Origin of the sequence: Vibrio tasmaniensis, from assembly GCF_024347635.1 — a bacterium.
In the GTDB taxonomy this organism is placed as follows: Bacteria; Pseudomonadota; Gammaproteobacteria; order Enterobacterales; family Vibrionaceae; genus Vibrio; species Vibrio tasmaniensis.
Genome location: NZ_AP025510.1, coordinates 3,073,167 through 3,085,746, shown reverse-complemented (window position 1 = coordinate 3,085,746; position 12,580 = coordinate 3,073,167). Strand labels below are relative to the sequence as shown.

Genomic DNA, 12,580 nt, shown 5'->3' with positions numbered 1-12,580 from the left:
GATAACCCTGAGAATTAGTCGACTAGACACTGTGCGGAACCAAAGTTAAGCGGATATGAATCGCTAATAAAGAAAAAAGCCTTGGTTGAGATCACATATTTCTGGGTTTTTGTCTAGAATCTGGTATATTATTGACCGTTTTTTAAATCAAGCTAGCGGTTATTATCCAAACTTTTGAGATAAGTGACGGCTACTTTTATGAGTGAATCGAGAATCCATGTCTACTCCACAGATTGATAAGTTAAGAAATATCGCGATCATCGCGCACGTTGACCACGGTAAAACGACTTTGGTTGATAAACTACTACAACAGTCAGGCACTCTTGAGTCTCGTGGTGAAGCTGAAGAGCGTGTCATGGATTCGAATGACATCGAAAAAGAGCGTGGCATTACAATCCTTGCTAAGAACACAGCAATCAACTGGAATGATTACCGCATCAACATCGTAGATACTCCGGGACACGCGGACTTCGGTGGTGAAGTTGAGCGTATCATGTCTATGGTTGATTCTGTTCTGCTTATCGTTGACGCAGTTGATGGCCCAATGCCTCAAACTCGTTTCGTAACGCAAAAAGCATTCGCACACGGTCTTAAGCCAATCGTTGTAATCAACAAGATTGACCGCCCAGGCGCTCGTCCTGATTGGGTTATGGATCAAGTATTCGACCTTTTCGACAACCTAGGTGCTACAGATGAGCAACTAGACTTCACCGTTGTTTACGCTTCAGCTCTAAACGGTTGGGCAACAATGACTGAAGGCGAAACTGGCGAGAACATGGAACCATTGTTCCAAGCTGTTGTTGATACAGTAGAAGCGCCAGCAGTTGACCTTGACGGTCCACTACAAATGCAAATTTCGCAACTTGATTACAGCTCTTACGTAGGTGTTATCGGTGTTGCTCGTGTTACTCGTGGTTCGGTTAAGCCAAACCAACAAGTAACTATCGTGAATGCTGAAGGCAAGAAACGTAACGGTAAAGTAGGTACTGTACTTGGTTACCTAGGTCTTGAGCGTCACGAAGTAGAACAAGCTAACGCTGGTGACATCATTGCAATCACTGGTCTTGGTGAGCTGAAAATTTCAGACACTATCTGTGACGTAAACACTGTTGAAGCAATGGAACCTCTATCTGTTGATGAACCAACAGTAACAATGACTTTCCAAGTAAACACTTCTCCGTTCGCGGGTAAAGAAGGTAAGTTTGTAACTTCACGTAACATCCTTGAGCGTCTTGAAAAAGAATTGGTTCACAACGTTGCACTACGTGTTGAAGAAACTGAAAGTCCAGACCGTTTCCGTGTATCAGGCCGTGGTGAACTTCACCTTTCTATCCTGATCGAAAACATGCGTCGTGAAGGTTTCGAGCTAGCAGTATCTCGTCCAGAAGTAATCATCAAAGAAGAAGATGGTCAGAAAATGGAACCGTTCGAAACGGTTACTATCGATGTAGTTGAAGAGCACCAAGGTGCGATCATGGAAAGCATCGGTCTACGTAAGGGTGAGCTAACAGATATGGCACCAGATGGTAAAGGCCGTGTTCGCATGGACTTCATGATGCCTTCTCGTGGTCTTATCGGTTTCCAAACTGAATTCCTTACAATGACGTCTGGTTCTGGTCTTATTTACCACTCGTTCGATCACTACGGTCCTTACAAAGGCGGTATCATTGGTCAACGTAACAACGGTGTTCTAATCTCGAACGCGACTGGTAAAGCACTGACTTACGCATTGTTCTTCCTTCAAGCTCGTGGTCGTCTATTTACAGAGCACGCTGATGAAGTTTATGAAGGTCAAGTAATCGGTATTCACAACCGTTCAAACGACCTGACAGTAAACTGTCTGAAAGGTAAGCAACTAACGAACGTTCGTGCATCTGGTACTGATGAAGCACAAGTTCTTTCTCCACCGATCAAGCACACTCTAGAGCAAGCTCTTGAGTTTATCGATGAAGATGAACTAGTAGAAGTAACGCCACTAAACGTACGTATCCGTAAGAAGCTTCTTACTGAAAACGAACGTAAGCGTGCAGCACGTCCAGCTAAGGCTTAATTGCCAGTTGACTAGCTTCTAGCTATTCAAGCAATACGTTTTAGAATAAATAAGAAAGCCCCGTGTAGCCTAGCTGCTCGGGGCTTTTGTTTTATATGGTGTTGGAGTAGATACGGGTAAACGAGATGCAGGATACGAAGGGCGTTCAAGTATTCGTCATCCTCAAGAGGGAGCAACGACCGAGTTGGGGATCTAGCTTTTGATACCTAAGTAACGCTCAACGAATTGAAGCCGCTCATCGACCGACATAAATGGCACTTCGATCACCTCATAACCTAGCTTTTGATAGACTCTGACTAGCGCGTGGTGAATCTCTAATGCCTCCTCAAACGGATAAGGTCTCACATCATCTTGTACGTAAATCGATGCCTCAGGACGACAGAACAGCACTTGGGGGTGGTAGCCTTGGCTCGCTTCTCGGTAGTTCGCATCAATCTCAAGATTAGCCTGAGCTAAGTAACCACAGATATCTGGAATCGCACGGTCAAGAAAAGCAATTTGGTGCTGCTTCGCTTGCTCTTTTTGCTCGCTCATCACGTCTAAACACAAGCGAGCAAAGCCCGGTAGGTCTAACCAAGGTAAGATACCGTTCTCAAGTTGGCTCTGTTGTTCTATCAATTGGCGAGAGGATTCTGCGAAGGTTGGGTAACCTATGTCACCCAAGGCATTAATCAGAGTTGTTTTTCCGGCTCCGGGGCCGCCAGTAATAATGATTGGCTTCATCGTGTTCTGTCTCTGAAGCGTTATTTTTGGTTGAGTTGTGCTAAGAACTTATCCGACTCAGCTATCGCAGCATTCATCTGTGTTATCGCGTAGGCGATGTCTTTTTCTAAGCTCATAAACTCTCCCTGCAATGAACCAACGGCACTCGCATTGAGGTTGTGTTTGAGATAAAGCGTGTTGTCGCGAAGAGTGTTGAGTACCGGATCCATTTTCTTCTCAGCCCGTTTCATCGCTGAAAGCATAGTCTGGTAAGACGATTTGGTTTCACGCAGCTTTTTCTCACTTGAACGACGCAGTGAATCGCTGGTGTAAAGGTCCAACTCTCCCTGCCATTCTGCAAATAGCGCATCCGACACATCTTCAATCGCAGCAATGCGGTCACTGACATTTTGTGCGGCTTTTTCACTGTCTTGGTATTTATCATTAATCTTGTTGTACATGTCTTCAAGGTCGCCGCCACTAAAATTAGTTAGGCTACTCAAAGCTTCAAGTGCGCTAGTAAACTCTTCCTGAGCGTCCTGTTGCGACTCTTTAGCGTCTTCCACTCTATCAACCATAATGTCACGCTTGTGGTAACCCACTTGCTCCATGGCGGAGTAATAAGCTGATTGGCATCCAGTAAGAGTAAAAATAGAGAGGACTATAACTATTAAATAAGGCATCCTAGTTTCCTATAGTTAAATAATATCAATCGTAGTAAATAACTGCTCAACCTAGCTTGTTAAAATGCTCGATAACGGCGTTAGAGTTTTTGATTGTAGAATAACTACTTATCACAAAACTCTGCCTTGTTCTCAAGCCTTTTTCCTACGCTATTTTTGAACATTTACTTACTGTGATTAATATAACGGAATATTAATTAGGACTATGAACGAGTTACCAGGGAGTTACAAGTTGAAGATAAAAAAGGCAGCTACAGGAAGCATCCAGTTTTCCCGCTATCTTCTTACGCGGATGACGCACGATAGAGTTAATGTGAATGCAGGGTACTTGGCGTACATTACTTTGCTCTCGATCGTACCGATGTTGACGGTTTTGCTCTCTATTTTGTCGTCATTTTCAGTTTTTGCTGATGTTGGTTTAGTGATTCAAAACTTCGTTATTACCAACTTTGTTCCCGCTTCCGGGGATGCGGTGCATGGTGCTTTACTGGAGTTTGTTGCTAATACCGGCAAGATGACGGCGGTGGGCAGTGTGTTCTTATTCATTGCCGCTCTGATGCTGATCTCCAATATTGATAAAAACCTAAACTACATCTGGCGAGTAACGGAAAAGCGACGTGCTGTGTTGTCTTTTTCGATGTATTGGATGGTGCTAACACTTGGGCCTATTTTGATCGGAGCGAGCATTGCTGCAACGTCGTATGTGACATCATTAAACTTGTTACAAAACGAAGTCGTGTCGAGTGCTTTTAATACCGTGATTCGCAAGCTCCCTTTGATTACCTCATTCTTTGCGTTTTTCGGTCTGTATCTGTTGGTTCCCAACAAAAAGATTCACTTTTCTCATGCGGCAGCTGGCTCTCTAGTGGCGGCTCTGTTGTTCGAACTCAGCAAGAAAGGCTTTGCAGCTTACATTACTCAGTTTCCGTCTTACCAGTTGATTTATGGCGCATTAGCGGCGATTCCCATTCTTTTTGTTTGGGTCTATTTGTGCTGGTTGATTGTGTTAGTGGGTGCTGAAGTGACGGCCGCGTTGGGCGAGCAGGAACAGTGGAGTGACTCTCAAGAAATGGTACACTCGTCGGATAAAGACAAAATTACAGAGCAAGGAAACAACAGTGATAGCACTGATCCAGAGAGTAAGTGAAGCTGCCGTCCGTGTTGATGGCGAAGTAGTGGGTGAGATTGAGCAAGGCTTATTAGTTCTGTTAGGTGTAGAAAAAGGTGATGACGAAGCCAAAGCCAAACGTTTGATGGAACGAGTGACCACTTATCGTGTCTTTGGAGATGAAGACGATAAAATGAACCTTAACGTGAAGCAGGTAGAAGGTAAGGTATTAGTGGTGTCTCAATTCACTTTGCCAGCTGACACCAAGAAAGGGACACGAGCTGGATTTTCTCGCGGTGCTCACCCAGAAGATGCAGAGCGTCTTTACAACTACTTCTCTGACCAATGTGAATCAGTGTTGCCAACGGAACGTGGCCGATTCGCAGCCGACATGAAAGTGTCTTTGGTTAATGATGGCCCAGTGACATTCTGGCTGCAGGTTTAGGCTTAAAGGAATAAGCATGTTTAAACTCATAACCCCGACCACCGAAAATCAACTGAACAAGTATTACCATTTTCGTTGGCAAATGCTCCGTGAACCTTGGCGAATGCCGGTCGGTTCAGAGCGCGATGAATATGACCCAATGAGTCACCATCGCATGATTGTTGATGGTCGAGGTCGCCCGATGGCGATTGGTCGTCTCTATATCACCCCAGATCTAGAGGGGCAGATTCGCTATATGGCGGTGAAGAACTCTCGCCAAAGCAAAGGCATGGGCTCACTTATCTTGGTTGCGCTAGAGTCACTGGCACGTCAAGAAGGTGCGAAGCGTTTGGTGTGTAATGCTCGTGAAGATGCGATCTCATTCTATGAGAAGAATGAGTTTGAGCGTCGTGGTGAGATTAACGACCAACGTGGGCCTGTGCGTCACCAACAGATGGTAAAACCTCTTGATCCAATGGCTGATGTACTGCGCAAACCAGAATGGTGTAATGAGCTTCAGCAGCGCTGGGAGCATCAGATCCCGATCAGTGACAAGATGGGCATCAAGATTAACCAATACACGGGTTATCAGTTCGAGTGTAGTGCTCAGTTGAATCCAAACCTTAACCCTCATAACACCATGTTTGCTGGCTCAGCCTTTACCTTGGCGACCTTAACCGGTTGGGGTATGACTTGGTTACTAATGAAGGAGCGTGGGTTGACAGGTGATATCGTACTAGCAGATAGTAATATTCGTTACCGTCATCCAGTTGAGCAAAACCCAGTGGCATCCACGTCATTGGATGGGATCAGTGGCGATTTAGATCGCCTCGCGTCTGGAAGAAAAGCTCGTATCATCATTCACGTGACCATTAACAGTGGCGACGTGGAGGCGGTTGAGTTTACGGGAACCTATATGCTGATCCCTGACTACAAAAAGAGATTATCAACAGACTCCAACGTAAGCGTATAGCTGACAATGGCTAGCAGATAAAGATACAGATAGAAGGCGCTACTCTTGTGGAGTGGCGCTTTTTTGTTGGCAGTCGTTAATCTCGGAATACTCAGCTTGGGTGAGCTTTCCTGATATTTGGTGGCATGGGTCGGATAGTGAAATAGAGAGAGTGTGTTGCTCGGTTTTTAGCAAGTCGAGCTCTCCAGAAATTTCGCCATTTAACGTTTGAATCCTTTGTTCGCTTTGCTCTGCTGCCGATGCACCAATAATGTGCACTGGTTCAAGTGTGAAGCGTCCACGGTCAAAATTCGCATTGAGCTCTGGGATTTCAAATACGTTATCAGTCGATGTTTCAGAAAGCTTATCATTAAAGGTCATCACACCTTGGCGAACGCTACCAGTGAGTTGACCTGTTGTGGAATAGCCGAGCATTAATGAATCGCCGTATAAACCCGCAGCTTGAAGTTCAAATTCGCCATAACCGGTTGCGTCGAGCGGTAGTTCAAGTTGCTGCAGCATGGGCGCAATGGGTAACCCATCGGCAGAAATATCTATGCTCCATGGCTTACTGATTTGGTTGAAGTCGAGTGTTGCGTTGGCTTCAATATAGCCGTGTTTTAGTGGGACAAACAGGCGTGTCAGCGTCCATTTTCCTTGCTCGCTATTCATTTCAAGCACAGGTTGAGCGCTAATAATGTTTTGGTAGCTGGCATCATTCGCACTGGCCATCAGCTTTCCTTGCCACAGACCTAGCTTTCTATCCTGAAGAAGTTGAACTTGATCCCCCTCGATATGTAATCCTGAGACCTGCCAGTAAGGCTTTTGTGCGAGTTGGATAAGTTGGCTGCGTTCTATGTTAAGTCGGCTAATTTCGACATTCTGGAGCTGCGTGAGCCAAGGTATTAGGCGAGAGGCGGGTAGAGAGCTATCTTGGCTTTCTGTAATCCACTTGATGCTTTGCAGGTCGAGCTGTGCTAATTCAATGCTGTTAGGGGTGACTTGGCCATTCAGTTGAACCGTGCCTTGTAGGAACTGTGTATAGAAGTCTTCAATTAGAATCTGGTTCGGGTCTAAATTGAGCTTGATACTTGGCTCGATGAACATGTCATCATCAATGGTCACTCCTTCTGCTTGCAGAGAGAAAATGGCTTTCTGTTGTTTCCATAGCTCAAAAGGCAGTTGGACATTTTCTAGTGAGGCATCAAAGGCTGCGAGATGACCATCTTGCCACTCCACATCGCTGCGCAAAATATCCAAGCTGTTGATGTGATTGATCTGAATACCGGCTACATCCCACTCTTTGCTTAGGAGGCTTTGGGTCTGTTTCTGATTGATTCGTAAGCCATCGACGGTCACATTCACCAACGACCAATCTTGCTGATACTGCTCTGCTTGACCAGAAATTTTGGCACCACGCCAGTCAAACGAAGCGCCATACAGGGTGCTATCACTTGATTTAAGATCTAGGTCAATCAACAGGTTATCGAACGCTTCGCCTTGCCAATACAGCTGTGAGGCAGAAAGTTGGGTTTTTCCATAAGGTAGAAGTGAGTTGTCGTTGTTCCACGTTGGGTCGGAGATCTGAAGGTCGATGCCTCGCGCGTTAAAGTCTGGGGTTGAAAAGTCGAGATTGTTGATGGCCAGCTGGTGGATCTTAATGCTTGGCTGGGTAAATAAAGAGGTGAGCGTTTCTAGGTCGTCGGCTTCTAACTGTAGGCCACTGATCAAAACAGATTCAAAGACCAGTTTGGCCTCCGTAATCGAGCTGGAGCTGAACCAAAGGTCAATCTTGTCGATATACAGCGGTGTTTGTTTTTCAGGTTGGCTTTGGGTAATGCCCATTAAGGTGATGTGATAAGGCGACTGGTACTCAACATCTTCAATGAGCACAGGTTGTTCAATCGCATGTTTGATAAAAAAGTTAGTAATATCCGTACGGTATTGGGTTTGCAGGCTTAATAGCAATGCTGCGATAGTTGCAACGGCGATAGCCAACGCAATGCCGAACACCATGAATACCTTTTTCATTCCCTGAAAGCCTTAAATTTCAATCGTCTTAAAACAGAGTGGAACAAAAAGGGTCAAGCATCAACAAAAAAGCCCCTCAAAAGAGGGGCTTGCTACAAAAATATCATTTTAAATTGGGCGTTCGCTTTTGGCTTGGCCCGAGCAGATGATTGGGTTAGTCCAGTTGAGGGCCAGCCGCAACCAGTGACTTACCTTCAGCGTTGTCTGTGTACTTATCAAAGTTGTTGATGAAGCGCTCTGCTAGATCTTTCGCTTTGCTTTCCCATTGTAGAGGGTCAGTGTACGTGTCACGTGGATCAAGAATCGCTGGGTCAACATCGTGCAACGCTAGTGGTACTTCTAGGTTAAACATAGGGATAACCTTAGTCTCAGCTTGGTCGATTGAGCCATCTAGGATAGCGTCGATGATGCCACGAGTATCTTGGATTGAGATACGTTTGCCAGTGCCATTCCAACCAGTGTTCACAAGGTAAGCTTCAGCGCCAGCTGCTTCCATACGCTTCACAAGTACTTCAGCGTACTGAGTTGGATGAAGAGTTAGGAATGCCGCCCCAAATGCCGCAGAGAACGTTGGTGTTGGTTCAGTAATACCACGCTCTGTACCTGCTAGTTTCGCAGTGAAGCCAGATAGGAAGTGGTACTTCGTTTGCTCTGGAGTCAGTTTAGAAACAGGTGGTAACACACCAAATGCATCAGCAGTCAGGAAGATAACCTTTTGAGCGTGACCGGCTTTTGATACTGGCTTAACGATGTTGTCGATATGGTGAATCGGGTAAGAAACACGAGTGTTCTCGGTTTTTGAGCCGTCATCAAAATCGATAGAACCATCGCCACGAACCGTTACGTTTTCTAGTAGCGCATCGCGACGGATAGCATTGTAGATTTCAGGTTCTGCTTCTTTAGATAGGCGAATGGTCTTGGCGTAACAACCACCTTCGAAATTGAAGATACCATCGTCATCCCAACCGTGCTCATCATCACCGATTAGCTCACGTTTAGGGTCGGTTGAAAGGGTTGTTTTACCTGTGCCTGATAGACCGAAGAAAATCGCCACATCGCCTTCTTCACCGACGTTAGCACTACAGTGCATTGAAGCAATGCCTTGCAGAGGAAGTAGGTAGTTCATCATTGCGAACATGCCTTTCTTCATCTCACCGCCGTACCAAGTACCACCGATGATTTGAACGCGTTCTGTTAGGTTGAAAGCAACGAAGTTTTCAGAGTTGAGACCCTGCTTTTCCCAGTTAGGGTTAGTTGTTTTAGCACCGTTCATTACCACGAAATCAGGTTCGAACGTTGCTAGCTCTTCGTCTGTTGGACGAATGAACATGTTCTTAACGAAGTGCGCTTGCCATGCTACTTCAGTGATAATACGTACACTTAAGCGCGTATCAGGGTTAGCACCACAGTAACCGTCAATGACAAACAGGCGCTTGCCAGATAGCTGAGTTGTCACAAGCTCTTTAAGCTCATCCCATACTTCAGTTGTAATCGGTTTGTTGTCGTTTTTGCCTTGATCTGACCACCACATGGTATCGCGCGTGGTGTCATCTTTAACAATGTACTTATCTTTTGGTGAGCGGCCAGTAAAGATACCAGTGTCAACCGCAACAGAGCCTAGTTCCGTTACTACGCCTTTTTCGTAGCCTTCCAAACCTGGCAGTGTCTCTTCAACGAATAACTGCTCGTAGCTAGGGTTACGAAGAACTTCAGTAACGCCAGTCAGTCCGTGCTTAGTTAGATCAATTTGTGCAGCCTTAGTATGTTCCATAACGGTCATAGGTGCTCCTTGTAGGATATTTTGTAGGGATTTTGTATTAATTTTTTATTGTTATCTGCTCACCATGCTAGCAACGAGGCTCGGGGGAAACAGGGATATAGCTCAAAAAATATCCATATTAACCATGGGGTTTTAAGCGCCTCATCACATATTGGCCTGACTAGTCTATCCTGTACGCAAACCTTTGCGCTAGAGGAGAGAACATTATTAATTGATTAAAATTAAGAGGTGATTTTATTACGAGATGTTACGGAGTTTGCGATATTTTGATCACAAAAAAGGCCAGCGTAGTGCTGACCTTTTTGGGGTAAATTACGTGTTTTTGGTACGCCGTAAATTAATGAACCGTATTGCTGCCTTTATCTGCCGCTTCTGCATACAGAGCATCAACATCATTCTTGTCGAACGAGTAGTTTGTGCCACAGTAATCGCAGTGTAGAGCAACGCTGCCTTCAGTGCTAAGGATGTCGTAGATCTCTTCTTGAGCGACAGTAATGATAGCGGCACCGCTTCGGTCACGTGAACAACCACAGAAGAATTCAACCGGTTGTGGTGTGAACAGTTGTACTTTCTCTTGGTTGTACAAACGGTAAAGCAGTTCGTTTGCTTCTAGAGTGAATAGCTCTTCATTTTTAACTGTGTCAGTTAGCTGCTCTAGGTGCTCGAAGTCGTCTGGCGTACCAGTGCCGTCTGGCATCACTTGTAGCAACATACCAGCAGCGTGTGCTTTACCTTCATGCTCGCCAGTGCGCAACCATAGACGTGTCTTTAGCTGTTCAGAGTTTGCGAAGTAACCTTCAAGGACTTCAGCTAAAGTGTCACCTTCAAGACCAACGATACCTTGGTAACGCTCACCTTTTTTAGGATCGATAGTGATCACTAGGTGACCTTTACCTATTAGATCGTGCAGGCCAGCGTCGTCGGCAATGTCACCATCAAAGCGAGCAACGCCACGGATCTTCTGATCGTTATCGCCATTGATAACAGCTAGAGATACAGGGCCATCACCTTGCAGTTGCATGGTGATAGAGCCTTCAAACTTTAGAGTCGCTGTTAGTAGCGTCGTTGAAACCAGTAGCTCACCCAACAGCTTTTGTACTGGCGCTGGGTATTCCTTGCTAGAAATAATCTGTTGGTATGCTTCGTCCATCTGTACCAATTCACCACGAACTGATAGGTCTTCAAATAGGTAGCGATTTAAAACATTACTTGTAGACATTGGGTTGGCCATTTGGCTATTCCTTCTAGCTTATTGAGTCTTGAACTTGATGATGTCACGACGTTGCTTTTTATCTGGGCGACGTTCTGGTGCTGGGTTATGAGCGTTCAGTTTACGTTGTGTTGCAAACTCTTCTCTCTTTGCCAAGCTCTCGGTGGTTTCTTCATAGAGGGTTTGAGCTATAGGAGCTCCACCACGATGGGCCGAGATTTTCTCGATTGTCACCGTCTTTTCTTCATTACCTTGGCGCAGGGTAATCACTGCTCCAAGTTCGACAATTTTACTTGGTTTGCTGCGCTGACCATTATAGTGGACTTTGCCACCATCGACCATATTGCGAGCAATAGACCGGGTTTTGTAAAAACGAGCTGCCCACAACCATTTATCGAGTCTGACAGCTTCATTAGTAGTTTTCATATAGGGCTGCGCCTTATTAAGTGAGAAATGAATGCGGTTTAACTGTAATGAACAGTGCGCAACATGCTTTTAATTACATTAAGTAGAAGCTTAAAGTGGAGGCGGTTGGCATTTTTTTCAAGTCATAATACAAAATAGCCATGTAATGCCGCTTTATAGATTTGCTATGATATAGTTCAGGATCTTATGCTTAAATAAGCTTGGTATCGAACGAATGAATAAAAAAGCTGAAAGTTTAATGATTTGCAGCATTTGTCGTCATGAAAAGGGGCAAGGAAAGTGAACTTTTTAGAGCTCAAAAATCGCGCAGGAAATTCTCCTGTGTTGAGCCGCTTATTAGAAAATGGATTTGTACTTCAGCAGAAACTAAGCCTAGCGATGTGTTGTATGTTGATTGCAGCTTCCGCATGGATTTTAGGGCAGCTTGCATGGTTTATTGAACCTGCTGAGCAAACCGTCGTGCCTTGGAAAGCAACAGCTTCATCATTTTCTACTCCTCAATCGACCCTTGATATATCTTCTTTGCAGCGGAGCAACCTTTTTGGTGCCTATAACCCAACCACGCCAGTTGTGGTTGAACAGCAAGTTATCCAAGATGCGCCAAAGACACGATTAAATCTAGTTTTGGTCGGTGCTGTTGCCAGTTCTAATCCAAAACGGAGCTTAGCGGTGATCGCTAATCGCGGTACGCAGGCGACCTACGGAATTAATGAAGAGATAGAAGGCACTAGAGCTAAGCTTAAAGCCGTATTAGTCGACCGTGTCATTATTGATAACTCAGGTCGAGACGAAACCTTGATGCTTGAAGGTATTGAGTACAAGCGTTTAGCTGTCTCAGCCCCTGCGCCACCTCGCGCTTCTTCTTCGGTTCGTGGTAATAACCCTGCTTCAGCAGAGCAAAAGCTAGATGAAATTAAAGCGAAGATAATGAAAGATCCGCAACAAATCTTCCAATATGTTCGACTGTCCCAGGTCAAGCGCGACGATAAAGTGATTGGTTATCGAGTGAGTCCAGGCAAAGATTCAGAACTTTTTAACTCAGTAGGGCTCCAAAACGGAGATATCGCGACTCAGTTAAATGGGCAAGACCTGACAGACCCCGCTGCTATGGGCAACATATTCCGTTCTATCTCAGAGCTGACAGAGCTAAATCTCGTCGTCGAGAGAGATGGTCAACAACATGAAGTGTTTATTGAATTTTAAAACTTTGCGTC

11 protein-coding genes are annotated in these 12,580 nt (G+C 45.2%); 5 read left to right on the top strand and 6 right to left on the bottom strand.

The annotated features are described in order from the left end of the window. The first annotated feature begins 217 nt into the window (after positions 1 to 217). The gene (gene typA / locus OCV44_RS13765) at positions 218 to 2,050 is read left to right on the top strand and encodes a translational GTPase TypA (RefSeq protein ID WP_009848036.1); all 1,833 of its coding nucleotides are present in this window, start codon (positions 218 to 220) and stop codon (positions 2,048 to 2,050) included. Between the two features lie 192 nt (positions 2,051 to 2,242). On the opposite strand, the gene OCV44_RS13760 is transcribed toward typA, so the two are convergent. Both OCV44_RS13760 and OCV44_RS13755 read right to left on the bottom strand, forming a co-directional pair. Then, positions 2,243 to 2,773 carry an AAA family ATPase gene (locus tag OCV44_RS13760; protein WP_009848035.1) on the bottom strand — a complete coding sequence of 177 codons (531 nt, stop codon included), beginning with the start codon at positions 2,771 to 2,773 and terminating at the stop codon, positions 2,243 to 2,245. Between the two features lie 20 nt (positions 2,774 to 2,793). Next, complete coding sequence (locus OCV44_RS13755) at positions 2,794 to 3,435, bottom strand: DUF2959 domain-containing protein (protein WP_017099568.1); 642 nt, start codon at positions 3,433 to 3,435, stop codon at positions 2,794 to 2,796. 205 nt (positions 3,436 to 3,640) lie between these two features. On the opposite strand from OCV44_RS13755, the gene OCV44_RS13750 reads away from it, so the two are divergent. The 3 genes from OCV44_RS13750 to OCV44_RS13740 are packed head-to-tail and all read left to right on the top strand — an operon-like array spanning position 3,641 to position 5,940. Then, positions 3,641 to 4,582 (top strand): virulence factor BrkB family protein, encoded by a 942-nt coding sequence (locus OCV44_RS13750; RefSeq protein WP_012603002.1) that lies wholly within the window; start codon positions 3,641 to 3,643, stop codon positions 4,580 to 4,582. Beyond that, positions 4,554 to 4,988, top strand: a complete 435-nt coding sequence (gene dtd, locus OCV44_RS13745) for a D-aminoacyl-tRNA deacylase (protein WP_004735590.1) — start codon at positions 4,554 to 4,556, stop codon at positions 4,986 to 4,988. Before OCV44_RS13750 ends, dtd begins: the two co-directional genes overlap by 29 nt. Positions 4,989 to 5,004: 16 nt before the next feature. Next, on the top strand, positions 5,005 to 5,940 hold the full coding sequence (locus tag OCV44_RS13740; RefSeq protein ID WP_009848032.1) for a bifunctional GNAT family N-acetyltransferase/hotdog fold thioesterase: 936 nt from the start codon (positions 5,005 to 5,007) through the stop codon (positions 5,938 to 5,940). A 39-nt stretch (positions 5,941 to 5,979) separates the two neighbouring features. Here OCV44_RS13740 and OCV44_RS13735 read toward each other — a convergent pair whose 3' ends face one another. From OCV44_RS13735 to hslR, 4 genes are all read right to left on the bottom strand, one after another. Beyond that, positions 5,980 to 7,950, bottom strand: a complete 1,971-nt coding sequence (locus OCV44_RS13735; RefSeq protein ID WP_139684787.1) for an AsmA family protein — start codon at positions 7,948 to 7,950, stop codon at positions 5,980 to 5,982. Positions 7,951 to 8,104: 154 nt separating this feature from the next. Then, entirely contained in the window at positions 8,105 to 9,730 is a 1,626-nt protein-coding gene (pckA, locus tag OCV44_RS13730; RefSeq protein ID WP_009848030.1) for a phosphoenolpyruvate carboxykinase (ATP), read from the bottom strand. A gap of 337 nt (positions 9,731 to 10,067) precedes the next feature. After that, positions 10,068 to 10,961, bottom strand: coding sequence for an Hsp33 family molecular chaperone HslO (hslO, locus tag OCV44_RS13725; protein WP_009848029.1), 894 nt, complete (start codon positions 10,959 to 10,961; stop codon positions 10,068 to 10,070). Positions 10,962 to 10,979: 18 nt separating this feature from the next. Continuing rightward, entirely contained in the window at positions 10,980 to 11,366 is a 387-nt protein-coding gene (gene hslR, locus OCV44_RS13720) for a ribosome-associated heat shock protein Hsp15 (protein WP_009848028.1), read from the bottom strand. Positions 11,367 to 11,645: 279 nt separating this feature from the next. Between hslR and gspC the strand changes: the two genes are divergently transcribed. Beyond that, positions 11,646 to 12,569, top strand: a complete 924-nt coding sequence (gene gspC, locus OCV44_RS13715) for a type II secretion system protein GspC (protein WP_009848027.1) — start codon at positions 11,646 to 11,648, stop codon at positions 12,567 to 12,569. The last annotated feature ends 11 nt before the right edge of the window (positions 12,570 to 12,580 follow it).

What these genes read in the sequence shown, in the direction of transcription:
- pckA (WP_009848030.1), bottom strand. Translation starts at nt 9,730, where the DNA reads ATGACCGTTATGGAACATACTAAGGCTGCACAAATTGATCTAACTAAG.
- typA (WP_009848036.1), top strand. Translation starts at nt 218, where the DNA reads ATGTCTACTCCACAGATTGATAAGTTAAGAAATATCGCGATCATCGCG.
- hslO (WP_009848029.1), bottom strand. Translation starts at nt 10,961, where the DNA reads ATGGCCAACCCAATGTCTACAAGTAATGTTTTAAATCGCTACCTATTT.
- OCV44_RS13750 (WP_012603002.1), top strand. Translation starts at nt 3,641, where the DNA reads ATGAACGAGTTACCAGGGAGTTACAAGTTGAAGATAAAAAAGGCAGCT.
- OCV44_RS13755 (WP_017099568.1), bottom strand. Translation starts at nt 3,435, where the DNA reads ATGCCTTATTTAATAGTTATAGTCCTCTCTATTTTTACTCTTACTGGA.
- OCV44_RS13735 (WP_139684787.1), bottom strand. Translation starts at nt 7,950, where the DNA reads ATGAAAAAGGTATTCATGGTGTTCGGCATTGCGTTGGCTATCGCCGTT.
- OCV44_RS13740 (WP_009848032.1), top strand. Translation starts at nt 5,005, where the DNA reads ATGTTTAAACTCATAACCCCGACCACCGAAAATCAACTGAACAAGTAT.
- OCV44_RS13760 (WP_009848035.1), bottom strand. Translation starts at nt 2,773, where the DNA reads ATGAAGCCAATCATTATTACTGGCGGCCCCGGAGCCGGAAAAACAACT.
- hslR (WP_009848028.1), bottom strand. Translation starts at nt 11,366, where the DNA reads ATGAAAACTACTAATGAAGCTGTCAGACTCGATAAATGGTTGTGGGCA.